Source organism: Streptococcus sp. V869, assembly GCF_054353515.1.
Map to the genome: position 1 here is coordinate 102,346 of NZ_JBTHHW010000002.1, position 24,478 is coordinate 126,823.

Sequence of the window (24,478 nt, forward strand, 5' to 3'; positions counted from 1 at the left end):
ATAGTTTTATTAGCAAATTATACTATATAGGGGGTATTGAAATGAAATTTTCTAATCGTTTACTGCTATTCCTTGCAGGAGTTGTTTTTGTCCTTTTAGGACTTTTCCTATTTACAAACCCAGTAGCTAATCTTGTTGCTTACAGCTGGTGGATTTCATTTGGTTTACTGGTTTCTTCTATAGCAGCTATTTTAGGCTATTTCTCTGCACCAAAAGAGCTTCGCTCACCTGTTTATCTTTTCCAAGGATTTGTTAGTCTTCTCTTAGCTCTTTACCTCGTTGCTTATGGCTTTGTGACCCTGCCGGTCGTCATTCCGACCATTGTAGGAATTTGGTTAATTGTAGAAGCCATTATTGCTTTCTTTAAAGGCAATCGTCTAGGATTGATTTTCCCTATTATTGGTAGCAATATCATGTGGGTAGCCTTGCTTGAATTTTTACTAGGTCTAGTGATTCTGTTCAATCCAGTGGCTACAGGTGTCTTTGTCGTTTATGTCATTGCCTTTTCATTTTTAGTTACTGGCTTCACCTACATTATTGAGGTCTTTCGTAAATAGTCTAGTTGCTATTTCTATCGCATTCAAAAAAGCTGGGAAATCATATTCTCAGCTTTTTCGTCTCTTTAATTATCACTTTTTCGCATTCCATTCTGCGTAGAATTGCTCCAAGTATTCTTCCAAAGTATCGGCTAGAAATGCTGCTTTCCAATATTCTGGAATCGGTGCATTTAAAATCGTTGATTTATCAGTTATAAATTCTACTTTATTTTTAGATGACAACGTGTATCGATTTAAAAATGCAATTTTATCATTCATCTGTTGAACCATTTTATCCTCCGAGGTGGGTTGTTCTTTAGATATAGCTATTTCCCATTATGCTCTCTTTGGAAAGCTTCCATGGCCTTGAACTGCTCAAGCTCTTTTTCATTCGCTGGTTGCTTGCCGAGATATTTATATTCAAAAAAGTCCATTTGTTGACCTGAACTATAATCACTTTCATTCCAAGGTGCATAGTCAAATTCAGCAGATAATTTCGTGCTAATTACTTTTATAGTACAAGAAGTCCACAAAGGTTGGCCTTCTTTCTCAAAAATTTCTCTCAACTCCCAAGCTAATCTAAAGGTGCGTCTTTCTTGATTCCGAAACTCTAAATTAGGAATACCATACCGCTTTGGAATATATAGATTGTAGATATACTCATTTTTCCCCTCTTCATTAAAGAAATAATATACCTCTCCTCCATCAAAAGCTAAACTTATGTTAATAAAAAGATTATCCCATGCTACTGGTATTGTCTCATTAACACTTTGTGCAACTTCACGAATTTTCTCATTAATTTGTTTTTCCATTTTATCCTCCGATTTGGTCTCGCACTGATATTTATTGATAACAACACTATATATCTAGTATAGCATAATCATTAGGTATTATAGGTTTTCTAACCAAATGTGAGTCATTCGTTTTTGCCCCACTTTTGCCCCATTTTTAAATCATGACATTGAAAATACCTAAAAGTACCTTCCGAAAATCATCTATATTTCAATATTTTTGATTACTTTCAATATGAAAATTTCATACAAATTCATGCAGGGGGCATCTAAACAACAGGAAAAAGCCTTGATTTACAAGGCTTTTTTGCTTGTCATTTTATTTTTTGTACCAAATTTTGTACCAAAAAGTTTATATTCACAAAATAAGCGAGTCTCATCAAAGACTCGCTATTTATCCAACACTCGTTTTCATCAAAAAAACCACCGCGAAGGTGGTTCTTTTTTATCAATCGTCAAACACTCCTCCTGTAAGTTGGTACATGAGATAGATGTGCTCCAAGACTTTTACCTTATCCATATGGTCCACATCTTTAAAGCCTCCTAATGCCAAGAGTGGCACAAAACCGAAACACTGGTTATAAGACAGAGCACCATGTTTTGACACAGCTTGTCTATATAAATCAAGTTCAAATTTTTTTGTAATATATTCGTTATCTAAATATTGAACGAATAAATCCATCCCCTTACAAATAATATCCAAATCCTGAATATTGTATTGGACAATTCCCACATAGGCATTCTCTTCCCAGGTAACAATATCTCCAAAAGCTGTTACAAACATGGGAAAAGCGACATCTCCTCTGAAATAGCTATCTTGGAGAAGTTCAAGATAGTCATCTGGATTAATCACCTTCAAATAACCATCTAAAAAGGTTCCCAGACCATCTTCCTGCCAAATTTGAACTAACTCAGCTGGAACTTGATCCTTATATTTTCCAATAACTTCTTGGGGCATATCTGCCACTTTTACAAAGTTTTCTAGCATGTTTTCCTCCGATTTAGTCTCGCACTGATATTTATTGATAACAATACTATATCTCTAGTATAGCATAATCATTAGGTATTATAGGTTTTCAAACCAAATGTGAGTCAATCGTTTTTGCCCCACTTTTGCCCCATTTTTAAATCATGACATTGGAAATACCTAAAAGTACTTCCCTAAAATCAGCTATATTTCAATATTTTTGTTTATTTTCAATATGAAAAGTTCTTACAAATTCATTCTCTTCCCAAGTAATAATATCTCCAAAGGCTGTTACGAACATCGGAAAAAGAAGTAAGGAACTATTCATAATAATAGCCGTAGCAAATCTTTGCATTTTTGTCTTATCTTTTTTAAGATAGTACTATTAAAAAAAGAAAAGGTGAAAATCATGGAAACATATACACTTGCAAATGGGGTTGCTATTCCTAAAATTGGTTTTGGAACTTGGCAAATTGCTGAAGGCGAAGAAGCCTATAACAGCGTTAGCTTCGCACTTAAGGCGGGTTACACACATATTGATACCGCACAAATTTACGGTAACGAGGTTTCTGTAGGTAAGGCGATTGCTGATAGTAATTTGGCACGTGAGGATATTTTCCTAACTACCAAACTTTGGAATGATAAGCACGATTACGAGTTGGCTAAGACTTCTATCGATGAGTCTCTCGAAAGACTTGGTGTGGATTATTTGGATCTTTTGCTTATCCATTGGCCTAATCCAAAGGCGCTTCGTGAGAATGATGCTTGGAAGGCTGGCAATGCGGGTGCATGGAAGGCTATGGAAGAAGCTTACAAAGAAGGTAAGGTGCGCGCTATCGGTGTGTCTAACTTTATGCAACATCACCTAGAAGCTCTTTTTGAAACAGCTGAAATTGTTCCACATGTCAATCAAATCCTCTTGGCTCCAGGTTGTGACCAAGAAGACTTAGTTGACTATTGCCAAGAGCGCGATATCCTTCTTGAAGCCTATAGTCCACTAGGTACAGGTAGCATTTTTGGAAATGAAGATGTTGAAGTAGTGGCTGAACGTAACGGTAAATCTGTGGCACAAGTTGCTCTGCGTTGGAGCCTCCAAAAAGGTTTCTTGCCACTACCTAAGTCTGTGACACCTAAAAATATAAAAGCTAACTTGGATATCTTCGACTTCGACTTATCAGAGGAAGATATGGCAGTCTTGGATAAGATTCAAGGCACCAAAACTCAGAATGATCCTGACACAGTTAATTTTTAATAGGATTTTAAGCAACTCGTCAGGGTTGCTTTTTAGCGTGTTTCTTTAGATTTGCTATGATGAAACTATCATTTTTTATTTATAGATGGGAGTTACGTAATGGAGTCTCGAAATCTTTTGCCTCAGAATACACGTACTTCATTATCAATCATCAAACACTCTGCCTGTGAGTTGGTACATGAGGTAAATGTGTCCAAGGTTTTTACAATTCGCGTCACATGAAGTTATTTAAGCATATCCTTTTCTCTCATTGCCATTTTCTGTTATAATAAACTATACTTCTAAAATAGAAAGGTATTAAGATGACAAATATTATTAAACATAAGCGTGTAGAATTTTCAGAACTTTTTTATGACCTAGTTTTTGTTTTTGCAGTTTCAAAAGTAACTACTTTAATTGAGCATCTTCATAACGGTATTTTGACTTGGAATTCTTTCCTTGATTTTTTCATGGCTGTCTTGGTTCTCACTGATTCATGGATGATTCAAACCATTTATACCAATCGCTATGGAAAGAACTCTTTATTTAACATGGTAATCATGTTTATCAAAATGGGACTTTTACTCTTTATAGCCAATATGATTGGACCTGATTGGCAACAATATTTTCATTATCTCTGTTGGGCTATTGGTACATTAACCCTTACCTTATTTTTTCAATATTTGGTTGAGTTTTTTAGAAAATCAACCGATGATGTTAATCGGGAAAGTATCAAAGATTTTCTATGGATAACAGGGCTAGGAAGTTTAGGAGTCTATCTAGCAGCTCTTCTTCCTCTTCCTATTTACGTTAGAGTCTATATCTTCTTTGCTAGTATTCTGCTAACATTTATTATGCCAATTATCTTGCTTAGTAAAGATAAGCATTACCAGGTAAATCTCCCCCATTTAATCGAGCGCATCTCCCTTCTTGTCATTATTACGTTTGGAGAGATGATTATGGAGCTAGCTAACTTCTTTACAATCGAGAATTTCTCGATTTATTCGGTTCTTTATTTCATTATTATGCTTTCTCTGTTCCTATTTTATTTTGGTGAATTTGACCATGCTATTGATGAAAAATCTAATCAAAAGGGACTATTTCTAATTTACAGTCACTATCCTATTTTCATTGGGCTTATGATGATGACTGTTTCGATGAGTTTTCTTCTGAATCCTGAAGCTAATCATCTCTTTGCAACCATCTTCTCTTATATCGGATTTGGCCTCTTCCAAGTTGCTGTCCTAGTAAATGGGCCCTGTAACAAACACTATCTTAGCTATTCGAAAAGTTACTACTGTGTCCAAGCGACACTCTATCTTGCTGCCTTGATTCTCTCTTTAATCTTTGCTTCTAATCCTATAATAGTAGTGAGTATAACAACCATTTTAGCTCTAGCTATAGCCACTCATTTTATTTATTTTTATATGACACAGAATAAAAAATATTCCAAATCTAACTGGGAGTTCTTTTAATGAGTTTATAACATAAAAAAAGCTTTGGGAACCAAGGCTTTTTTTTCATTAATTTGTTTTTCCATTTTATCCTCCGATTTGAACTCGCACTGACATTTATTTATAACAACACTATATATCTAGTATGGTATAATCATTAGGTATTATAGGTTTTCAAACAAAATACGAGTCATTCGTTTTTGCCCCACTTTTGCCCCATTTTGAAATATTTACATTGAAAATACCTAAAAGTATTTCCCTAAAATCAGCTATATTTCAACATTTTTGTTTATTTTCAATATGAAAAGTTCTTACAAATCCATGCAGGGGGCATCTAAATCAACAGGAAAAAGCCTTGAAATCAAGGCTTTTTTGATGTCAAATAACTTTTTGTAGCAAATCATTATAAAGGTTTTCCAACCTTATCAAACTTATCATTTATTCTCAATCAATTGCTAGCAATATTTGATAAGACCAACTGTTTTTTACAGTACAGAGCTAGTCTATAATTAACTAAACTATACTAATTTGTGCCCATATTACATGGCCAATCCGCATAGAGATTAAAATGGGCTATTATGAATTCATAAATTTTCGCAACAGAACAAGAGCAAGTCATTTAGAAATAAAAGAGAAGAGAATCTTTCACTCTCTTCTTAGTATATCTTATTAAATTCAGTCTTTCTCAATCTACCTGATTTTCCTTTGCAACGACAAATTCCTTAACCAATCGATAGATAACAGCAGATATCGGTGTAAAGAATATCATCCCAAGTAAGCCAAAGAGATTGCCTCCAATACTAGCAGCCGCAAGCGTGAAAATAGCTGGCAAACCAATAGACTGACCTACAACTCTAGGATAAATAAGGTTTCCTTCAATCAGCTGTATAACTTGATATAGAAGAAGAGAAAGTAAGGCTTGAGTAGGACTGACTGTGAAGATAAAAATCGCTCCCACAACACAAGCAATCATAGGCCCTACATAAGGAATGAACGATAGCACTCCTGCAAAGATACCTGTCATTACTCCATAGGGTATCCCAAACACGCTGTAACCAACCGCTATCATAACTCCTATGATAACTGCTTCAATCAGCTGACTCATCAAAAATTGGTCATAAGTCTCTAGTGCTACTTGTCCAATGTAAGTCAACTTTATCACCACCTTCTCTGGAAGAAAAACTTTTAGAAGTCGACTCGTCATCGCTGCCAAATGTTCCTTACTGGATAAAAATGAAAAGGTGAAGACTATAATCAAAAAGGCATTCATCAAACTTGAAAAAATATTGCCGATATTACTAGTCAGACCTGATAAAAAACCTATCAAAGCTTGGCTAATAGAACTAGACTGTCCCTGTATGCCTGATACGATAGTTGACAACATGTCTTTGGTTACAAATTCCGAGCCGTCTAGCAATTTCCCAAGTTGAGTCAGGACTGTTGAAAGGACTGTTCCCAGCTGACTAATAGTCTGAGCTAGGGTTGGTAGCACCAAAACCAAAAGACCTATCACGATTAAGATAAGAGCTAGGAAAACAAGTACCATGGCAATCGGACGACGCAACTCTGCCTTTACCTTCATTTTGACTAGCAATTGTTCAATTTTTTTCATGGGGACATTGAGCACAAAAGCAATAACAGCGCCATAAATCAAGGTTGAAGTCACGTCAAAGAAAGAGATTGCTCCTGATATAAAGCTCGACGCATTCAGAATCACAAGAGCAACCAGCCCTATAAAAAGGATTAACGGGGTGTATTTTCTAACTAACTTCATAAATTCTCCTTAATAAACATGTTTAGATACGACTATACTATTTGGTTTTTCAAACTCTCGGTCAAGGTAGGCTTGATAAGTTCCTGGTGCGATAAATCCTTTTGGTGAGAGGATATCTGTTCCAGCTTGACCGACTATGGTATCAGCCAAGAGCACACAGTTTGTGGACAAGACAAAGTAGGATTTAAACTTAGATTTGATAAATTTATAAAGTTCCCCATCCGTCTCATGTCTGATTTTATAAGCGTAGGTGTAGTCTTCCTTACCATCTTCCGTTTTAATTTTATCTGCGCTTGGCTCCCATGGAATCGTCAGTTGTTTCAATTCAGCTAATTTTTCCTGAACCGCTTCTTCCATTTCCGGTGTCAAATCTATTCCGTAACCAAATAGCGTTTTTTGACTCTCCCGTTTACATAGGTCAATGTACTTGTCACGATCACAGAAATATAAGACACCATCTCCTACCATGCCAAATAAGGTCTCAGAAGACGGATCATAGTTGCCATAAGAAATAACACGGCCTTGATAGCAGATATCCACATGACCAATTGCCGAAAACAGAGAGGTCTCAGCTGTATGAATAAAAATTTCAAGCTCCGCTGTCTTACCAGACTTCACCATTCCAAGATGGATATCCTCTCTCTCATCAGCATTTTCCTGCATGAATTTGTTGATTTTTGCTAAAGTACTTGCAGGGATGAGAGCGGCTAGGGCAATAGGTAAGCTCATTCTGACACGACGTTTGAGATGGTTTTTCCCAATTTCCTTTTCAAATAAGAAACCGTCACGGATATTGGACACACCATAAAGGCAAAAATAAGCCCCTAAAACAAAGAGTTGAAAGACAGAATTTCCCGTAGAGGACAAAAGACTAGTCCCACCAAGAAAAACTAGTACGAGACCATCTAGTAAGAAACGAAAACGAGGTCGAATTTTGTTTTTGCGGTAGAGAACATAGGTGACAAGGTTGATACTAGCATGAAAAATCTGATAAATTCCAATCACAAGAGCCAAAATATAAATTGGCACATCAGTAGCAAGATTCGAGCCTAGCAAATATCCCATCACTAACAATTTAACCAGTGCAACTCCCAAGGTGTCCGTTGACTGACTTTTTTTGAAAATACGTAATACTAAATCTAAGACCGTTGCTATCCAAGCTAAAAACAGAACCAGTCGAATAACCGTCACTGGCAACCAAGTTCCCGTGACCATCAAGATAAGACCTAGCAGAACAAACAAGAAACCCTGAACAAGTAATTTCTTACCTGTCAGACCTAAAGAAAGAATTTTTTCCATAAAAGACCTTTCAAAAATAATAATTAAGCCCTTTGATCAAATTGACTGGTAAATAGCTGACGGCACAAACAGCCTGTGCCAGCAAGACATGGCGACTGACTGTAGCAATGTCACCATCTTGTCTTTTGCACTTCTGAAATTTGTTTTATTGAGTCGAAATCAGAGCTTTTAAAAACTAGCTAAACTTGAAAGCTAACCATAATTGCTAGATAAAAAAGGTGCAACCAATCCTTCTTGTAAAGGTAGGAAAGAATTATATCCATTCCATTAATTATTTATATATTACCTATTGTGACACAATACTCACTATAATTCAACTTTTTACCTATTTAAAACCATAAAGCCTACATAACTCTTTGAAGAGAACAAAAATCTGAATGTAATAAGATAGTACCCATTACCCATATTATAATTAGATTATGAATTGAAGCTTTTTGGAACTAAAATTAGGAATAATTGAGAAAGTAGGGAGGGAAATTTTGCTTTTACCCCATTTTGAAATAATTTCATTTTAGATTTTTCTAAGTTTCTTTCAAAGAGCCTGCAGGGGGCATCTAAACAACAGGAAAAAGCCTTGATTTACAAGGCTTTTTTGTTTTTCTAAAAGATTTTCTCTAGATATTTAGCAGAATCCCAAGATAGTTTCTCAATGTTCCACTTCTTCCTTAAATCGTACTTTTCCCTGACTGTATAATCTCATAATCTTCACAAAGCGAACTGGATTGTTTTGGTTATACAAAAGAAATACTGAAAAGAATAACAAGCCAGCTAACCACAAACCATATCCTTCATCAATCGGTTGGCCAAATTTTAGAGGAAGAGTCAAGAAATACAAGAAGTAATAGATAGACACTATATTTACTATAATGCGAGCAAATCGAAAAACTAGAGTGCCTAGTTGTCTGGGATCAAACTGGTTTTTCACAAACAAATTATGAGATGCTGCAAAGAAAAAGACTTTCTCTGTCGTTGGCTGGGCCTTGCGAACATTTTTATAGAGAGCTCGTTCAAGTAAAGCAACCAACGAGAAAAACTGCATCAACCAAAAGAGAAGAATACAAGCTAGACTGAACCAGTTGTAGACACCAACAAACTTGAGTGAAAAGAAGCCCGAAACTGCGGGTCCACCTGCTAGTAAGAGAATTACCAAGTCAGGAATAAAGGCATTCGTGTCACCAGCTTTTTCAGTATTGAGCAACCTACTCTTTGGAGCAGCTAAAGCCTCTCCTGTCTTTTGGTCATAATAGACCGCCTGTCCATCACATTCGCCGATAAAAACACGACGTCTAAGAAAAAACATATTAGCCTCTTTCTATTTATGAAAAATATACCTACTTATCTGGTCTGAATGATATTTTAATACTAGTATACCACAAACCAACTTGCTAGGTCATAGGATAGCTAAGGTTGCAAATTGCTAAAAGGTTGACAGAACTTCGCTCCATAGGATATGATGGGAATACCTAGAATTTTTACTCTCCACTACCTATATGACTTCTACTGAAAAAGCGTTGGCGAGTTCAATTCTATATCTGGAGGTTTCTATGAAAATCTATTATTCAAAATTTGTCGGTGTCGGCTATCTAGTCTTTGCGGTGGGTGTATTCTTTCAATTTTCTTTTTTTCTCGCACATGGATTGATCGACTTTTCCCAGCTTAGTCTTCTTACTGTAGTCCCAACCATCCTCTTTTTCGCTGCTATCTATTCAACGATTGCAGGCATCAAAAGACTGACTAGTCGCAGGCTCTCCTTTGAATTCACCTTTGAAGGCATTTATGTCTATCCCGGGCTCTTCTTTTCCAAGGAAATCTTCATCCCTAAAGAAGAATTGTTGCGAGCATCGTATGTTGAAGTGGATGTCAGTGACCCTGACCATATCAACAGCAAGGCTTACTATTTAGACTTCGATTTGAGAGAAGTGACCCAGCTAGAAGATATTTCTAAGTCAAACGTCATCATCGATACAAGTGTTCTGAAATTACGTCTCGCCCTTAGCCTCTGTCGATTCAGAGAAGAAGAAAAAGCCGAGTTGGCGACCTATCTAAAAGAAAACTACGGAATTGATTTCTTATATTAGCAAGTAATAAAAAAGCCCTGATGTAGGGCTTTTTTGTGTTATTAGCGATTTAGCATATGCTACGCTACGCTTTCATCCTGTTCTTTCTTAAATCGCACTTTTCCTTGGCTATATAATCTCATAATCTTCACAAAGCGAACTGGATTGTTTTGGTTGTACACTAACACGAGTGCAAAGATTACTAATCCAGCTACCCAGAATTCATAACCAAGTTCAATCTCCTGACCAAACTTTTGAGTGTAATTATAAAAAATATATAGCAAATAGATATTAGTGGCAACTATTAGAAAACGAACGATTCGGTAGATTTTAGTCGACAGCTTAGCCGGATCAAAGTTTTCTTCCCCCACCATCAGGTTATGAGAAGCCGCATAGTAAAAAACCTTTTCTGTCGTTAGCTGGGCCTTGCGTACATTTTTATATAGAGCTCGTTCGAGTAAAGCAACCATAAACAAAAACTCAGCCAACCAAAACAATAGGATAAAAGTCAAACTGGTCCAGTTATAGACCCCGATACTCATAGCCGCAAGGAAGCCAAAGCCACCCGTTCCACCGGCCATGAAGAAAATCACCAATTCAGGAATATAGGCGTTGGTCTTACGAGCTCCTTCAGTATTGAGTAGGACACTCTTGGGAGCAGCTAAAGCTTCCCTCGTCTTTTGGTCATAATAGACCGCTTGACCATCACATTCGCCGATAAAGACATGACGGCGTCTAAGAAAAAACATATTGACCTCTTTCTATTTCTTTTGTTATATTTACTTCTTAACTCGACTATTTCTGTACCGTTCAACTGCCTTCAGCCATCGAATCATATTATTTTGCCACAGCAATAGAGCTGCGACAGCCGGCAAAATCCCCATCAGGCTTAAAGGGAATAGCTCACTGCCGATTGGTGTTCCCATCATCTTCAAAACAAGCATGGAAAGGACAGAAATCGGGCCAACCAAGCCTATTACTACCATAAAGACTGTGAAAAACCAAGCGAATAACTTCTTGCCAGGTGTGACCTTCTTATCTGAAAAATTATTCCAAAAGAGATTACTATTAACTGCTTTTCTGAAATTGTCCTTGCTAGTAGGTTGAGCTAAGGCAACATTCTTATAAAGAGCTCGCTCCACGATGACCAATAGTAAAATTATTTCCAGCAACCAAATTAGCAGAAAATACATCAGAGTTTCATAGCTATAGACACCCGTAAAAAAGCGCGTTGCTGGAAAAAGCTGCATGATGCTACTAAACGCCAAAAGAGCACAAATCGACAAGATGATGTGTTTTCGATTTCCACGCGCTGCGTCTGTATTTAAGAGTTTACTCTTAGGAGCTGACAGGGGATTTCGTGGCTCGTCGATATGAACATAAATAGCCTGGCCTTCGCTCTCTCCTATATAAATCACTTTCCTAAAAAACATGCTTGTCTTTCTCCTCTAATCCCAAGAGCTCTGGATGCTTCTTCAAGTAGGCCTTTCCATACCATTCTGCAAGAGACTGGCCCTCCCACTCACGGTATTCTTCGGGGTATTTCCATTTATAATAGGCATGGAGGAAATAAGGAAAACCGATAAAAATAACGATGGCGAACAATACAAGGTTACAAAAAAGCCATAACAGTAGAAATCCAAACCCTTTTATTGAGTTCGAAATATCTATTGCAAAAAATCCCAGAAGATGCTTTACGATCATAGCTACTCCTAAAATCCCCATACCATAGAGAGCAATCATTTTTGCAATCTTATTACGAGATGTTTCTTTCAATACCTCACCATACATGAGTTCCTTTAACCCCACTAGCTCAATATTTAACATCCAGTAAATCATCATCACAATGATAGCAACTATCCCAATAATTTCCCAAGAGGCCAAATTTGCTAATAGAAAGTCTAAAAAGATTAGATCCATTTCCAATAAGAACCAAATCATAAATGTAAAAGCATGAAACTGATAACGATACGGTAATAAATAGGTTCGCTTAATAAATTTCCCAATCACAACCAAGGATAGCCAGATAATAAGTAAAATCAGAAAAACATCTACTGTTAAAGACTCGTGCTGAGCTATTGGGAGGGTCAAGGTAGCACTTTCATGCAGTTGCATAGAGATAGCCAGCAAGATAAAGTTAAAGCCGACAGGAAAAATAAGGCTTAAAATTAAACTTCGAATGCGAAACCAAAGGGAAGCATGGCCATTCTTAAAAAATTTCGCAGTCTTATCATGTTGCTCTTGTTGTAACTTTCTAAAACCATCATCTTCAAGGTTTAAACTCTCTTCAAAACTTGCCTGAAAAATAGATTTTTTCTTCATTGACTCCTCCACTTTTATGACACAATTGACAGATTTATCTCCCAATAGAGGTATAGAATGAGAATTATAAACATTGAGCAATGTTTCCTAGTTGATTCACTCGATCATGAATGGTTTCCACGTTTAGGTTTCCATGTTGGTATTCGCAAAGAAATCCATTTTCGTAAAAAACTTGCTCTGAAAGCTGACCTTTTGGTGTATCTGGGCATTCAATCATGACAACATTAAAGACACCACCTGTTCCTGTCCCCTCAATTGTATTGCCTCTAAAATGATAAGTGAAAGCCCGGAATTGTTTACCCTTGTAGTTACCAGAGATGACATAGGCAACTTTTCTCTCATGACCACACCCAAAAGGAAAATAGCTAAAATTAGCATATTTTTCTACATAGGGACTTTGGGTAGGAGTTATAGTAAGCGTACTAGATATCGTTCTGCTTGAGTAATCCCTATAGTTGTCTCTACCTTGAGCTTGGTCAAATTGATAGCCGTGCGCAGTTGCAAAGGCTTGGTATTCTTTGTTGTTTTTATTGGCGTGGCTAATAGCCCAATAAACAATCCCTGCTACAAAAACAAAGATTAGTAACATAAAGATGATAAAGAAAACAACAAAAGTCATACTCATTTTATACTCCTTTTTAAATTGGTTAGAAAGCAAGGACATTTCACCACCCTTACTTCTGATTGATGTTCTTAGTTACGGTAAAACTGGTTATCTTTGTCGCTTACAGATTGACCGATAGACAAGACATCTTGGCTACCGTCTGTACCTGTCACTTCGTTTTGGACTCCGGCTGGGGTAAAGATCAGTCGTGCCCCTTGTCCACCACCGACAAGATGAATACCTGTTGAGTAGTAGCCATCTTTTTCCTCTACTTGACCCATCTCGTATTTAAAGGTTCCATTTGCACTTTGGATTGTTACAATTCCATCTGCTGTGACTGTTGCAGTTGTTCCCGCGTAGTTTTCCCAAGTTCCTACAAATTTAGCGTAAGCCTCTAGTGATTTTTGCTTATCTTCCTTTTGTTCTGCTTGAGTACTTGTAGCTTCTGTCGCACTATTTGTTTCTGACTTCTGCTCCTCTTTTTGGCTTGCTTCAGTTTTACTTGCGGACTCTGTAGTCACCTTGCTTGTTGTTTCCTTTTGGTTTGAAGCTGAAGTGTTCTTGTTAGTCTTTCCACCACAGGCAGACAAAGTCAAGGCAGCCAATAAGGTTAGGACTGATAGGCTCGTATAGCGCAATGTTTTGTTTTTCATAAAAATCTCCTTTGAAATAGACACAGATAAAAGTAGCTCGTCAGATTTTGCATATATTTGACGGCTATCTCGTAGTCTTCAGTGTATCATTTATTCGGCTTTAATTCAATAGCTATCTGATATCAAAAAAAAAGGCTAATCCAATCAGGAATTAGCCCTTTTATTTCTAGTTTTGATTTGCTCGTTTTTTAGTAGATAAACATGGCATCGCCAAAGCTAAAGAAACGGTATTTTTGATCGATAGCATGCTGGTAGGCTTGGAGGACCAATTCACGGCCTGCAAAAGCTGAGACAAGCATGACCAAGGTAGACTTCGGTAGGTGGAAATTAGTAGAAAAAGCATCCACCACTTTCCAGTCATAGCCTGGCTTGATAAAGATATTGGTCCAGCCAGAATCGGCTTGAATTTGCCCGTCAAACTTGCTTCCGATGGTTTCGAGCGTACGGATAGAGGTAGTTCCCACAGCAATCACGCGACCACCATTTTCCTTGACCTGACGCAAGGTCGCTGCGGCTTCCTCAGACAATTGGTAAAACTCAGAGTGCATCTCATGTTCATCTAGATTATCGACTGAAACAGGTCTAAAGGTTCCAAGACCAACGTGCAAGGTCAAGTAGACTAGGTGAACTCCTTTTTGCTGGATCTCTTCTAGTAGTTCTTTTGTAAAATGCAGACCAGCAGTTGGTGCTGCAGCTGAGCCACTCTCCTTGGCATAGACGGTCTGGTAACGTTCACGGTCATCCAACTTTTCGTGGATATAAGGAGGCAAAGGCATTTCTCCCAGGCTTTCAAGCACTTCTAGGAAAATCCCCTCATACTCAAAGCGAACAATACGGCCACCATGGGTTAATTCCTCGGTAACGACTGCGCTTAGGCGACCATCCCCAAAGACAACACGGGTACCAACCTTGAGACGCTTAGCTGGCTTTGCCAAGACTTCCCATTCGTCTCCTGCTATATTTTTCAAAAGTAAGAGTTCAACGTGACCCCCTGTTTCTTCCTTTTGGCCATGAAGTCGAGCTGGCAAAACGCGGGTATCATTCATAACCAGGGCATCCCCTGGCTCTAGCATTTCAATAATAGAGTGAAAATGGCGATCTTGAAATTCCCCTGTTTTGCGATTGACCATCAAGAGTTTAGAGGCATCGCGCTTTTCCAGAGGTGTTTGTGCAATCAATTCCTCTGGCAAGTGGAAATCAAAATCATTGGTATTCATTGGTGTCATTTTTCCTTTTCTTTTCTAATAGAATTCATTAGCTGTCAAAGCGAACTTCTTCAAGTAGGTACTCGATGAAACGCTCACCCATCTTAGACAAGCTAGTCTTTTCATGCTGGATATAAACCAACTCAATCGGATCATCAATATCAAGTGGAATCGAAACGATATTGTCCCCATTAAGATTACTATTGAGGATACCAGTCGCGATGGTATAGCCATCCAAACCAATCAAGAGATTGAACAAGGTTGCACGGTCACTAACAACGATGGATTTCTTGTGGTGTTCCTGTGACAAGATTTCTTCTGAGAAGTAGAAGGAATTATGGGTCCCTTGGTCATAGCTCAAATATGGGAAGTCTTCTAGATCTGCCAACTGCACCTTGTCTCTTTTGGCAAGAGGGTTGGACTTGCTGACAAAGATATGGGGTTGGGCTGTAAAGAGATGGTGGGCAACGAGATGGTTGTCATCCAACATCTTCGAAAGTACGTCCCGGTTATAGCTATTTAAAAAGAGGACTCCGACTTCACTGCGGAAGTTCTTGACGTCGTCAATGATTTCCCAGGTTCTGGTTTCACGCAAAAAAAGCTCGTACTTTTCCATATCGCTCTTCTTGAGCAAGGAAACAAAGGCATTAACTACGAAGGCATAGTGTTGCGAAGACACACTAAAAAGCTCGCGATGTGCAATGGGATTTTTATAGCGTTCTTCTAGGAGTTGGGTTTGTTCGACAACCTGACGGGCATAGGACAAAAACTCCATCCCATCACGTGTGAGGGTAATTCCCTTAGGATTTCGGATAAAAATCTCAATTCCCATCTCATTTTCTAGGTCACGAACTGCATTTGATAGACTCGGTTGCGTAATGAAGAGTTGTTTGGCAGCCTCATTCATGGAACCAGTCTCTACAATTTTGATAATATAGTGTAATTGTTGAATTCTCATGCTTTTATTGTACCATACTTGACGCAATATAAAAAGAACCAGTCACTGCAAGTCCCATTATCCTCTGTAAATGTTAAAAGAGGTTGGAACTCTTCCAACCTCTTTTTATCTTTATTGTTAAACAAGCTTTTAAATCGAAACTTAGCTTCCTCTTTTCCAGAAGATGGCTAACAAAATCATGGCACCGAGAACTGATGGGATAATGGCTGTACCGTTTAGGCTTGGTCCCCAAGCACCAAAGAGTAATTGTCCTAAAAAGGCACCAATCCAGCCAAGAAACATTTTCCCGAAGCATCCCATATGTTCTCCACGATTGGTGATAGCTCCTGCCAGTAGTCCGATTAAAAGTCCGACAAACATACTTCCAATCATAGCTTCTCCTTAAATTGCCCAATCTCCATTGCGGAAGAGTGGAACGCGTGTTCCATCCTCACGGATACCATCGATATCCATTTGGTTAGAACCAATCATAAAGTCAACGTGAACATCGGAACGGTTAAGCCCTGCAGCTTCAAGTTCTTCTTCGCTCATCTCTGCTCCACCAACAACGCTAGTTGCATAGGCTGCACCAATAGCCAAGTGGTTTGAAGCATTTTCATCAAAAAGAGTATTAAAGAAGGTAATACCTGACTGAGAAATTGGGCTTGGATCTGGTACCAAGGCACATTCACCCAAGGCACGCGCACCAGCATTCTTAAAGACAAGGTCCTTCATAACTTGATCACCCTTTTCAGCTGTGATATCAACGATTTGACCATTTTCAAAGGTTACCTTGATACCTTCGATGATGTTTCCATTATAGCTAAGTGGTTTTGTAGATGTTACATAACCATCTGCACGACGGAAGTCAGGTGCTGTAAAGACTTCTTCTGTTGGCATATTTGGCAAGAATCCTTCACCTTGGGCATTAACTGCACCAGCTGATTCCCAAACGTGGTTCTTAGGCAAGCCAAGTGTCAAATCAGTTCCAGGCGCTGTGTAGTGAAGGGCTGAGAATTGTTCTTTGTTCAGCATTTCCGCCTTGCTCTTCAAGATAGCTGCATGTTCTTCCCAAGCCTTAACTGGATCTTCTTCGTAGATACGGCAAGTCTTGAAGATTTGGTCCCAAAGGAGGTCCACTGCTTCTTCATCGCTCGCCGCATTTGGAAAGACCTTCTTAGCCCACTCGAGTCCAGCTGCAGCAGCAACTGTCCAGCTAACCTTGTTAGATTGAGTTGCGATACGCATCGGCTTCATGGCGATTCCCATCGCTTTTGCAGAAGCAGAAAGTTTTTCAGCGTCCACTCCGTTCAAGGCACCTGGGTCAGAAGAACGGACACCGAGACGACTTGCTTTGTTTTCAAGGAGGTAGTTCATCTCAGCAATCTTGTATTCAGGCACATTGCCCAAACGCTCCATCGGCGCGTGAAGGAATTTCTCACGGTTTACAAAGTCGTCAGCCCATTGAACGATAACTTCGTGGGCTCCAAGTGCATAGGCTTCTTTGACGATTAAGTGAGCCAACTCGTGTTGCTCCACATCGATAGAGAGAGCCAAAGTGTGACCAGGTTGCACGTTAACTCCGTTTGCAACCAAAAGCTTAGCGTATTTTTCTAGATTTTCTTTAAAATTTGGTAAAACCATTTGTGTTTCCCTTTTCTATTTTTATTTTTCTTTCAAAGCAGAAAATAATCCTGCTAAAGCAATAGCACCAGACAAGAGTGCTGTCGATAGAAGAATTGTCTGATCAGCAAGCTCTAATTGATACTCAAACACCTTCTCAGCCGGCTTGTCTTCCGCAAAAATTCTGAGTTTCATCAAATGTCCCCCGTTACTAGTCCCTAAAATAAATCATCAAACAAACTCAACTGATTATCCTCTGGCATATTGCCGAGAATACCCATTTCATCCATCTTTTCAACCAAGGTTGATGAGAGTCCACCACGCTTGCGGAGTTCTGTTTTAGAGAGAAACTCACCTTCTTGACGAGCTCGCACCAATTGCTTGGCAACGTTCTCTCCTAGACCATCCATAGCGACAAATGGTGGGATGAGGGTGTCTCCGTCAATGATAAATTCAGTCGCATCACTGCGATAGAGGTCCAACTTGCCAAATTTGAAGCCACGTTCCCACATCTCATTAACGATTTCAAGCGTTGTATAGAGGTCAATTTCTACGTTGGAAGCTTCATTATTCTTGCGCTTCTCAGCAATTTCTTGCATCTTGCGTTTGATAGCATCCAAGCCTGCACCCATGGTCTTGATATCAAAGGCCTTGGCACGGATGGAGAAGTAAGCACAGTAATAATAAATCGGATGGTGAACCTTGAAGTAGGCCACACGAAGGGCCATCATAACGTAGGCAGCCGCGTGGGCTTTAGGGAACATGTACTTGATTTTCCCACAAGATTCGATATACCATTCAGGGACATTATTAGCCTTCATGGCTTCGATATAACCGTTACGCTCTTCTTCAGAGATTTTGAGCCACATTCCCTTACGTACACGTTCCATGATGGTAAAGGCCATCTTTGGATCTAGGCCAGCGTGCATGAGGTAAACCATGATATCATCCCGACATCCGATAACGGTTGACAGGTCCGCAATTCCAGCCTTAATCAAGTCCTGGGCATTCCCCAACCATACGTCGGTACCGTGAGACAATCCAGAAAGCTGTAGCAACTCGGCAAAGGTCGTCGGATGGGTTTCATCCACCATTCCGCGAACAAAGTTGGTCCCAAACTCTGGAATTCCAAGCATACCAGTTGAAGTCCCGATTTGTTCAGGTGTCACTCCCAGGATATCTGTACCCGAGAAGAGGGCCATGACACCAGGATCATCCATAGGGATATCATTTGGATCAATGCCTGATAAGTCCTGGAGCTTGCGAATCATGGTCGGATCATCATGACCAAGAACATCGAGCTTGAGGACGTTCTCATCGATATCGTGGAAGTTAAAGTGAGTGGTTTGCCATTCAGCAGTCACATCATCTGCAGGATACTGCACTGGAGTAAAGTCATAGACATCCATATAGTTTGGGATAACAACGATTCCCCCTGGGTGCTGACCAGTCGTCCGTTTAACACCGGCAGCTCCTTGGGCTAGGCGCTCTACTTCGGCTTCACGGTAGAACTTGCCATAGTCACGCTCGTAACCCTTGACAAATCCATAGGCTGTTTTAGCAGCCACCGTACCAACCGTTCCTGCACGGAAGGCATATTCTTCCCCAAAGATATCACGAACATCCAAGTGGGCACTCGGCTGATCCTCCCCTGAGAAGTTCAAATCGATATCAGGTACCTTATCCCCATCAAAACCAAGGAAGGTCTCGAAAGGAATATCCTGTCCATTCTTGCTGAGCTTGTGGCCACAGTTTGGACAGTCTTTATCTGGCATATCAAAACCTGAACCGTAGGAACCATCCGTGATAAATTCACTGTACTGACACTGACCACAGACATAGTGAGGAGAGAGAGGATTGACCTCGGTAATTCCAATCATGGTCGCAACGAAACTGGATCCAACAGACCCACGGGAACCGACCAAATAGCCTCGTTCATTGGAGCGCTGCACTAGCATTTGCGAAGCCAGATAAATCACGGCGAACCCATTCCCCAAGATAGAGGTTAGTTCCTTTTCAATCCGTAAATCAACGATATCAGGGAGTGGATTTCCATAGATTTCAAAAGCTTTTTTATAGGTCAACTCGGCGACCGTTTCCTCGGCCTTGTTAATGAAAGGTGTATACAAGTCGCCTTTAACGACCTCAACAGGCTCAAAGATTTCTGCCAAGGCATTGGTATTTTCAATGACAATCTTGCGAGCCAAGCCTTCTCCTAGAAAAGCAAATTCATCCAACATTTCATTAGTTGTTCTAAAGTGTGCCTTTGGTAGCGGAGCAGGCTGGGCAGCTTCTCCATGGCCGATAGTTCGGTTAATCATGGCACCCTGACCGAGACTTCGCACGATGATCTCCCGATAAATCTCATCCTCAGGTTCGATATAGTGGACGTTTCCTGTCGCAAGAACTGGCTTACCGAGACGGTCTCCGACCTCAATCAAGCTCTTGATAATGGTCTGAAGCTCCTCCATGTCCTTAACCTGCTCTTTGGCAATCAGAGGTGCATAGATAGCCGGAGGCATGACCTCGATAAAGTCATAGTATTTAGCTACTTCGACTGCCGCATCTACACCTTGTGATACGACTGCATCAAAGACTTCCCCTTCTGTACAAGCCGAGCCCAAGATCAAACCTTCTCGATGGGCATCTAGTACCGTACGTGGAATCCGTGGAACTCCTTCAAAATACTGGGTATTAGAGAGAGATACCAGCTTAAAGATATTTTTTAAGCCCACTTGATTTTTCACATAGATGGTCGCATGCTTGACACGAGCTTTTTTATATGAATCTGGACTGATTAAATCAAGGTTTAATCGTGCTAAGTCCGTCACACCATGTTTTTCTGCTACTTCTTTGATAAAGATAAAGAGCAGACGGCCAGTTGCTTCCGCATCATAGTTGGCCATATGGTGGTGTTCTAGAGCTACACCAAAACGTTTGGTCAAGGGTCCCAAACCATGTCGCTTGTACTCTGGATAGAGATTTCTAGCGAACTCTAGCGTATCGATGACAGGTTGAGTAATTTTTGGAAGACCGTGACGCTCATAGTTGGCATTCATAAAACCAACGTCAAAGCTTGCATTATGGGCTACAAGAACTGTATCTTTGCAGAATTCTTGGAATTCTTTCAGAACTTGAATCAAGGGTTTAGCGTTTTTTACATGATCATCAGTAATCCCTGTCAATTCAGTTGTAAAGGCTGATAAGGGGTGCCCAGGATTGATAAATTCATCAAACTCAGCAATGATATTGCCCTTATACATCTTGGAAGCCGCCACCTGAATCAAGTCATTATAGATAGCTGATAGACCTGTCGTTTCCACGTCAAAGACTACATAGGTTGCTTCAGAAAGATCCTTCTCCACTTCGTTATAGACGATAGGAACACGGTCTTCTACGATATTGGCTTCCATTCCATAAATGAGCTGAATACCAGCTTTCTTGGCTGCCTTATATCCATGAGGGAAAGACTGAACATTTCCATGGTCTGTGATTGCCACTGCTTTGTGGCCCCATTTTGCTGCTGTTCCAACGATTTCCTCAACCTCAGGAAGAGCATCCATAGTCGACATGTTGGTATGGGCATGAAACTCAACGCGACGCTCACCTTCTGGCATCAGATCCTTACGCTCATAGTGGACAACTTCCTGCACATCTTGCACATTCATGGTCAAGTCTCTCGTGAAATTATTCATTTCAACATTCCCACGAACACGAAGCCAAGAGTTTTTCTTGATCATGTCAAACTTCTGAGCTTCCTCTTCATTTTTGACCCATTTTTGCATGGAGAAACTAGACGTATAGTCCGTCATCTTAAAATTAATCAAGACACGACCCGTTCTAGTCACTTTATGCTCCACATCAAAGACAACCCCTTCAAATACCAAACGGTTCTCCTCAGTATTGACCTCAATCATTGGAGTAATTTCTGCCTTGTCTAGTTTTGGCTTGGCAGCTGCCTTCTTAGCTTGAAAATCAAAGACAGGCTTGTCCTCTACTGGAGGTGGTGGCGCCATCTGTTCCAACTGTTCCATAGTCCGAAGAGTTTCTTCATTGGCAGCCTGAACAATCATTTGATTTTCCAAATGGAAAGCTTCTTGCTCTTCCTTGGTCAAATCTTCATTTTTCTCTAAAACACAAGTGAATTTAGGAAAGCCAAAAAGTTCCAGCTGTTTACTGAGATTTGGTAGGTGGTTTTTTCTAAAATGTTCTGTATCTGCTGCTTCAGAAGCTTCAATAATCAACTGATCATTCTCAACTCGAACCTGACAGTTTTGATACATGGAACGAAATCCCTGACTAGCACAAGGTCCACCTGAAAAAACTTCTTGATAGTAGGCTTGTAGAAGCTCTTTTGTAAAGTCTTGATGGCGAGTTTTTATCTCAAAGGTTGCTTGATTTCCTGTTTTTGAAAACTCTTCTTTCAGACCTTTCTTCAACGCTAAAAAGAGTTCAAAAGGCAGGATATTCTCAAAGACAAAGCGAAACTCCCAAATTTTACTTTGTTTGTGTACAATAACTTGTTCAATTTCTGCCTGGGAGAAGGCTTCATGATTTCTTATCTCAGCGGGGATTCCCAACTGATTCATTAAAATTTCAAAAGTGGTTGACATCCATTTTCCTCACAATATACTCCTTCTATTTTACCATATTTGAAGCAATTTTAGCTATTTCTACCAAACAGAAAAAGAAGCCACAAAGTGACTTCTTTTTAGTGTGACGGTGAATTAATCTTCACCTTTGTTTTTCTTAATGATTTCTTCTTGTACTGACTTAGGTACATCTTCGTAGTGGTCGAATACCATCATGAATGTACCACGTCCTTGTGATGCAGAACGAAGAACTGTTGCGTAACCGAACATTTCAGCAAGTGGAACGTAAGCACGAACGATTTGGCTGTTACCGTGTGCTTCCATACCATCTACACGTCCACGACGAGCAGTTACGTGACCCATAACATCACCAAGGTTTTCTTCTGGAACAGTGATTGTTACAAGCATCATTGGTTCAAGGATAGCTGGTTGTGCAGTCTTAGCAGCTTCTTTAAGTGCAAGAGATGCAGCGATCTTGAAGGCAGTTTCAGATGAGTCGACATCGTGGTATGAACCATCGTAAAGCTTAGCTTTAACGTCAACCATTGGGTAACCAGCAAGAACACCGTTAGCCATAGATTCTACTAAACCTTTTTCAACCGCTGGGATAAATTCACGAGGAACCACACCACCGACGATTGCGTTTTCGAATTCGAATCCTTTACCTTCTTCGTTTGGAGTAAATTCAATCCATACATCACCGAATTGACCTTTACCACCAGACTGACGTTTGAAGAATCCACGTGCTTGAGTAGGAGCGCGGAATGTTTCACGGTAAGATACTTGAGGAGCACCTACATTCGCTTCAACTTTGAATTCACGACGCATACGGTCAACAAGGACGTCAAGGTGAAGCTCACCCATACCAGAGATAACTGTTTCACCAGTTTCAACGTTTGTTTCAACGCGGAATGTTGGATCTTCTTCAGCCAATTTTTGAAGGGCGATACCCATCTTGTCTTGGTCTGCTTTAGATTTTGGCTCAACCATCAATTGGATAACTGGTTCTGGAACGTTGATTGACTCAAGGATGATTTTCGCTTTTTCATCTGTCAATGAGTCACCAGTTGTAGTATCTTTCAAACCAACGGCAGCAGCGATGTCACCTGAGTAAACAGTGTCGATTTCTTGACGGCTGTTAGCATGCATTTGAAGGATACGTCCGATACGTTCACGTTTACCTTTAGAAGTGTTCAATACGTAAGAACCTGATTGAAGAACACCTGAGTAAACACGGAAGAATGTCAAACGACCTACGAATGGGTCAGTCATGATCTTGAAGGCAAGAGCTGCAAATGGCTCTTCGTCAGATGCTGGACGAGTTTCTTCTTCATCTGTATCTGGGTTGATACCTTTAATTGCTGGGATATCAAGTGGGCTTGGAAGGTAGTCGATAACCGCATCAAGCATCAATTGAACACCTTTGTTCTTGAAGGCAGAACCACACAATACTGGGAAGAATTCAACGTTGATAGTTGCTTTACGGATAGCAGCTTTCAATTCTTCGTTAGTGATTTCTTCACCTTCAAGGTATTTCATCATCAAGTCTTCGTCAGTTTCAGCAACTGCTTCAACCAATTTTTCACGGTATTCTTGAGCTTGGTCAAGGTATTCAGCTGGAATATCTTCTTCAAGGATATCTGTACCAAGGTCGTTAGTATAGATTTCAGCTTTCATCTTGATCAAGTCGATGATACCACGGAAGTCATCTTCAGATCCGATTGGCAATTGAATTGGGTGTGCGTTCGCTTGAAGACGATCGTGAAGTGTGCTTACTGAGTAAAGGAAGTCAGCACCGATTTTGTCCATTTTGTTGGCAAATACGATACGTGGAACTCCGTACTCAGTTGCTTGACGCCAAACTGTTTCAGTTTGAGGCTCAACACCTGATTGTGAGTCAAGAACTGTAACCGCACCGTCCAATACACGAAGAGAACGTTGTACTTCGATTGTGAAGTCCACGTGTCCTGGTGTGTCGATGATGTTTACGCGGTGGTTGTTCCATTGAGCTGTTGTCGCAGCAGATGTGATAGTGATACCACGTTCTTGCTCTTGCTCCATCCAGTCCATTTGTGACGCACCTTCGTGAGTTTCACCGATTTTGTGGATTTTACCAGTGTAGTAAAGGATACGCTCAGTTGTAGTTGTTTTACCAGCATCGACGTGAGCCATGATACCGATATTACGAGTTTTTTCAAGTGAAAATTCGCGTGCCATGAGGTTTGTTTCTCCTATTATTTTTTATTTCTATTCTATTATAACACGATTTAATAAAAACGGATAGGCAGGACCTACCCGTTCTCAGTGTTTATCTTGTTTTTTGTTGGTTCCAACTTGTAGATAAGTTGAGTTGAACTTGAGCTAAAAGCTCGAGTTAACTGATTTGAACCCGAGCGAGGCCCGGTGCAAAAAAGATAAACTGCTTTGTGTTCA

Annotated in this window: 22 protein-coding genes; 4 read left to right on the top strand and 18 right to left on the bottom strand. The window is 39.9% G+C overall.

Translation table 11 applies throughout. From position 1 onward, the window contains the following. Positions 1-41: 41 nt before the first annotated feature. Entirely contained in the window at positions 42-557 is a 516-nt protein-coding gene (locus ACXYSN_RS05955; RefSeq protein ID WP_106387979.1) for a DUF308 domain-containing protein, read from the top strand. 72 nt (positions 558-629) lie between these two features. Here the strand turns inward: ACXYSN_RS05955 and ACXYSN_RS05960 are convergent, their stop codons facing one another. The 3 genes from ACXYSN_RS05960 to ACXYSN_RS05970 form a co-directional block, all read right to left on the bottom strand. Next, a complete protein-coding gene (locus tag ACXYSN_RS05960; protein ID WP_260471300.1) occupies positions 630-827 on the bottom strand; it encodes a hypothetical protein in 198 nt (65 codons plus the stop codon). A 35-nt stretch (positions 828-862) separates the two neighbouring features. Then, positions 863-1,348, bottom strand: a complete 486-nt coding sequence (locus ACXYSN_RS05965; protein ID WP_125335711.1) for an immunity protein YezG family protein — start codon at positions 1,346-1,348, stop codon at positions 863-865. Between the two features lie 427 nt (positions 1,349-1,775). Beyond that, the gene (locus ACXYSN_RS05970; RefSeq protein ID WP_458634863.1) at positions 1,776-2,315 is read right to left on the bottom strand and encodes a T6SS immunity protein Tdi1 domain-containing protein; all 540 of its coding nucleotides are present in this window, start codon (positions 2,313-2,315) and stop codon (positions 1,776-1,778) included. Between the two features lie 388 nt (positions 2,316-2,703). Between ACXYSN_RS05970 and ACXYSN_RS05975 the strand changes: the two genes are divergently transcribed. Together ACXYSN_RS05975 and ACXYSN_RS05980 are read left to right on the top strand one after the other, a co-directional pair. Then, entirely contained in the window at positions 2,704-3,546 is an 843-nt protein-coding gene (locus ACXYSN_RS05975; RefSeq protein WP_458636472.1) for an aldo/keto reductase, read from the top strand. Between the two features lie 302 nt (positions 3,547-3,848). After that, complete coding sequence (locus tag ACXYSN_RS05980) at positions 3,849-5,000, top strand: low temperature requirement protein A (RefSeq protein ID WP_458636473.1); 1,152 nt, start codon at positions 3,849-3,851, stop codon at positions 4,998-5,000. 664 nt (positions 5,001-5,664) lie between these two features. Here the strand turns inward: ACXYSN_RS05980 and ACXYSN_RS05985 are convergent. The 3 genes from ACXYSN_RS05985 to ACXYSN_RS05995 all read right to left on the bottom strand — a co-directional run bounded on the left by ACXYSN_RS05985 (position 5,665) and on the right by ACXYSN_RS05995 (position 9,352). Next, positions 5,665-6,753 (bottom strand): AI-2E family transporter, encoded by a 1,089-nt coding sequence (locus ACXYSN_RS05985; protein ID WP_458634860.1) that lies wholly within the window; start codon positions 6,751-6,753, stop codon positions 5,665-5,667. A 9-nt stretch (positions 6,754-6,762) separates the two neighbouring features. Then, entirely contained in the window at positions 6,763-8,052 is a 1,290-nt protein-coding gene (locus ACXYSN_RS05990) for a DUF308 domain-containing protein (protein WP_458636474.1), read from the bottom strand. A 646-nt stretch (positions 8,053-8,698) separates the two neighbouring features. Continuing rightward, positions 8,699-9,352 (bottom strand): hypothetical protein, encoded by a 654-nt coding sequence (locus ACXYSN_RS05995; RefSeq protein WP_458636475.1) that lies wholly within the window; start codon positions 9,350-9,352, stop codon positions 8,699-8,701. 244 nt (positions 9,353-9,596) lie between these two features. Here ACXYSN_RS05995 and ACXYSN_RS06000 point away from each other — a divergent pair, with 244 nt between their 5' ends. Then, positions 9,597-10,130: a hypothetical protein gene (locus ACXYSN_RS06000; protein WP_458636476.1), complete on the top strand. Its 534-nt coding sequence runs from the start codon at positions 9,597-9,599 to the stop codon at positions 10,128-10,130. A gap of 59 nt (positions 10,131-10,189) precedes the next feature. Here the strand turns inward: ACXYSN_RS06000 and ACXYSN_RS06005 are convergent, their stop codons facing one another. The 12 genes from ACXYSN_RS06005 to fusA form a co-directional block, all read right to left on the bottom strand. Next, positions 10,190-10,858, bottom strand: a complete 669-nt coding sequence (locus ACXYSN_RS06005; RefSeq protein ID WP_458636477.1) for a hypothetical protein — start codon at positions 10,856-10,858, stop codon at positions 10,190-10,192. A gap of 30 nt (positions 10,859-10,888) precedes the next feature. Then, positions 10,889-11,542 carry a hypothetical protein gene (locus ACXYSN_RS06010; RefSeq protein ID WP_458636478.1) on the bottom strand — a complete coding sequence of 218 codons (654 nt, stop codon included), beginning with the start codon at positions 11,540-11,542 and terminating at the stop codon, positions 10,889-10,891. After that, a complete protein-coding gene (locus ACXYSN_RS06015; protein WP_458636479.1) occupies positions 11,532-12,431 on the bottom strand; it encodes a hypothetical protein in 900 nt (299 codons plus the stop codon). The genes ACXYSN_RS06010 and ACXYSN_RS06015 overlap by 11 nt, the downstream gene beginning before the upstream one ends. A 64-nt stretch (positions 12,432-12,495) precedes the next feature. Further along, positions 12,496-13,050, bottom strand: a complete 555-nt coding sequence (locus ACXYSN_RS06020) for a hypothetical protein (RefSeq protein ID WP_458636616.1) — start codon at positions 13,048-13,050, stop codon at positions 12,496-12,498. 74 nt (positions 13,051-13,124) lie between these two features. Continuing rightward, positions 13,125-13,688, bottom strand: a complete 564-nt coding sequence (locus tag ACXYSN_RS06025) for an ABC transporter substrate-binding protein (protein ID WP_458636480.1) — start codon at positions 13,686-13,688, stop codon at positions 13,125-13,127. Between the two features lie 188 nt (positions 13,689-13,876). Next, positions 13,877-14,905 (bottom strand): tRNA preQ1(34) S-adenosylmethionine ribosyltransferase-isomerase QueA, encoded by a 1,029-nt coding sequence (gene queA, locus ACXYSN_RS06030; protein ID WP_458636617.1) that lies wholly within the window; start codon positions 14,903-14,905, stop codon positions 13,877-13,879. 37 nt (positions 14,906-14,942) lie between these two features. Further along, on the bottom strand, positions 14,943-15,851 hold the full coding sequence (locus tag ACXYSN_RS06035; RefSeq protein WP_254726727.1) for a LysR family transcriptional regulator: 909 nt from the start codon (positions 15,849-15,851) through the stop codon (positions 14,943-14,945). 141 nt (positions 15,852-15,992) lie between these two features. Further along, positions 15,993-16,223 carry a GlsB/YeaQ/YmgE family stress response membrane protein gene (locus ACXYSN_RS06040; protein ID WP_254726728.1) on the bottom strand — a complete coding sequence of 77 codons (231 nt, stop codon included), beginning with the start codon at positions 16,221-16,223 and terminating at the stop codon, positions 15,993-15,995. 9 nt (positions 16,224-16,232) lie between these two features. After that, the gene (locus ACXYSN_RS06045) at positions 16,233-17,474 is read right to left on the bottom strand and encodes an aminopeptidase (protein ID WP_458636481.1); all 1,242 of its coding nucleotides are present in this window, start codon (positions 17,472-17,474) and stop codon (positions 16,233-16,235) included. A gap of 21 nt (positions 17,475-17,495) precedes the next feature. Further along, positions 17,496-17,648, bottom strand: coding sequence for a hypothetical protein (locus tag ACXYSN_RS06050; RefSeq protein ID WP_000776626.1), 153 nt, complete (start codon positions 17,646-17,648; stop codon positions 17,496-17,498). A gap of 23 nt (positions 17,649-17,671) precedes the next feature. After that, positions 17,672-22,066: a PolC-type DNA polymerase III gene (locus ACXYSN_RS06055; protein WP_458636482.1), complete on the bottom strand. Its 4,395-nt coding sequence runs from the start codon at positions 22,064-22,066 to the stop codon at positions 17,672-17,674. A gap of 114 nt (positions 22,067-22,180) precedes the next feature. Then, the gene (gene fusA / locus ACXYSN_RS06060; RefSeq protein ID WP_006150857.1) at positions 22,181-24,262 is read right to left on the bottom strand and encodes an elongation factor G; all 2,082 of its coding nucleotides are present in this window, start codon (positions 24,260-24,262) and stop codon (positions 22,181-22,183) included. Positions 24,263-24,478 lie beyond the last annotated feature (216 nt).

Excerpts from the sequence above, each read along its gene's own strand:
- ACXYSN_RS05955 (WP_106387979.1), top strand. The coding sequence starts at position 42 with ATGAAATTTTCTAATCGTTTACTGCTATTCCTTGCAGGAGTTGTTTTT.
- ACXYSN_RS05960 (WP_260471300.1), bottom strand. The coding sequence starts at position 827 with ATGGTTCAACAGATGAATGATAAAATTGCATTTTTAAATCGATACACG.
- ACXYSN_RS05965 (WP_125335711.1), bottom strand. The coding sequence starts at position 1,348 with ATGGAAAAACAAATTAATGAGAAAATTCGTGAAGTTGCACAAAGTGTT.
- ACXYSN_RS05970 (WP_458634863.1), bottom strand. The coding sequence starts at position 2,315 with ATGCTAGAAAACTTTGTAAAAGTGGCAGATATGCCCCAAGAAGTTATT.
- ACXYSN_RS05975 (WP_458636472.1), top strand. The coding sequence starts at position 2,704 with ATGGAAACATATACACTTGCAAATGGGGTTGCTATTCCTAAAATTGGT.
- ACXYSN_RS05980 (WP_458636473.1), top strand. The coding sequence starts at position 3,849 with ATGACAAATATTATTAAACATAAGCGTGTAGAATTTTCAGAACTTTTT.
- ACXYSN_RS05985 (WP_458634860.1), bottom strand. The coding sequence starts at position 6,753 with ATGAAGTTAGTTAGAAAATACACCCCGTTAATCCTTTTTATAGGGCTG.
- ACXYSN_RS05990 (WP_458636474.1), bottom strand. The coding sequence starts at position 8,052 with ATGGAAAAAATTCTTTCTTTAGGTCTGACAGGTAAGAAATTACTTGTT.
- ACXYSN_RS05995 (WP_458636475.1), bottom strand. The coding sequence starts at position 9,352 with ATGTTTTTTCTTAGACGTCGTGTTTTTATCGGCGAATGTGATGGACAG.
- ACXYSN_RS06000 (WP_458636476.1), top strand. The coding sequence starts at position 9,597 with ATGAAAATCTATTATTCAAAATTTGTCGGTGTCGGCTATCTAGTCTTT.
- ACXYSN_RS06005 (WP_458636477.1), bottom strand. The coding sequence starts at position 10,858 with ATGTTTTTTCTTAGACGCCGTCATGTCTTTATCGGCGAATGTGATGGT.
- ACXYSN_RS06010 (WP_458636478.1), bottom strand. The coding sequence starts at position 11,542 with ATGTTTTTTAGGAAAGTGATTTATATAGGAGAGAGCGAAGGCCAGGCT.
- ACXYSN_RS06015 (WP_458636479.1), bottom strand. The coding sequence starts at position 12,431 with ATGAAGAAAAAATCTATTTTTCAGGCAAGTTTTGAAGAGAGTTTAAAC.
- ACXYSN_RS06020 (WP_458636616.1), bottom strand. The coding sequence starts at position 13,050 with ATGACTTTTGTTGTTTTCTTTATCATCTTTATGTTACTAATCTTTGTT.
- ACXYSN_RS06025 (WP_458636480.1), bottom strand. The coding sequence starts at position 13,688 with ATGAAAAACAAAACATTGCGCTATACGAGCCTATCAGTCCTAACCTTA.
- queA (WP_458636617.1), bottom strand. The coding sequence starts at position 14,905 with ATGAATACCAATGATTTTGATTTCCACTTGCCAGAGGAATTGATTGCA.
- ACXYSN_RS06035 (WP_254726727.1), bottom strand. The coding sequence starts at position 15,851 with ATGAGAATTCAACAATTACACTATATTATCAAAATTGTAGAGACTGGT.
- ACXYSN_RS06040 (WP_254726728.1), bottom strand. The coding sequence starts at position 16,223 with ATGATTGGAAGTATGTTTGTCGGACTTTTAATCGGACTACTGGCAGGA.
- ACXYSN_RS06045 (WP_458636481.1), bottom strand. The coding sequence starts at position 17,474 with ATGGTTTTACCAAATTTTAAAGAAAATCTAGAAAAATACGCTAAGCTT.
- ACXYSN_RS06050 (WP_000776626.1), bottom strand. The coding sequence starts at position 17,648 with ATGAAACTCAGAATTTTTGCGGAAGACAAGCCGGCTGAGAAGGTGTTT.
- ACXYSN_RS06055 (WP_458636482.1), bottom strand. The coding sequence starts at position 22,066 with ATGTCAACCACTTTTGAAATTTTAATGAATCAGTTGGGAATCCCCGCT.
- fusA (WP_006150857.1), bottom strand. The coding sequence starts at position 24,262 with ATGGCACGCGAATTTTCACTTGAAAAAACTCGTAATATCGGTATCATG.